Genomic DNA, 417 nt, shown 5'->3' with positions numbered 1-417 from the left:
GGGGAATAGGGAGGCTATTCGGCTGCAAGTTTACGGATGAGAAGCCGAAGAAGCTTTCCCACACTTTCGGTACTCGCCAACAATGGGCCGGACGTCGCTTTCGGCGCGATGCCAATACGTTCAGCAATCAGAAGCTGAGTTTCCAGTTCCTTCAATGATCCTTGGGCAATACGGAGAAATTGCAAATAGGAGCCTCGAATTTCCCTGCCATACCCCTCGGCTATGTTTGCCGGCACCGACGTTGCAGAGCGCCGCACTTGGCTGGTCAGCCCATAAAGCTCTTCTTTGGGCCAGGATTTAGTAGCACCGTAGACCGCCACCGCAAGATCCATCGCCTGCTCCCAAACAAGCAAGTCCTTGTAGGACCCTGTTTTTTCGGTCATCCGTCCCTACTCCCCTACTCCCCTACTCCCCTAC

1 protein-coding gene is annotated in these 417 nt (G+C 54.4%); it reads right to left on the bottom strand.

Going from position 1 to position 417, the window contains the following annotated elements; all coding sequences use genetic code 11:
• Positions 1–14 precede the first annotated feature (14 nt).
• Positions 15–383 carry a four helix bundle protein gene (locus EN893_RS37735; RefSeq protein WP_013530241.1) on the bottom strand — a complete coding sequence of 123 codons (369 nt, stop codon included), beginning with the start codon at positions 381–383 and terminating at the stop codon, positions 15–17.
• Positions 384–417: the final 34 nt, after the last annotated feature.

Source organism: Mesorhizobium sp. M7A.F.Ca.CA.004.04.2.1 (assembly GCF_004022825.1).
GTDB lineage: Bacteria > Pseudomonadota > Alphaproteobacteria > Rhizobiales > Rhizobiaceae > Mesorhizobium.
This window is presented reverse-complemented; position numbering and strand designations above follow the sequence as displayed.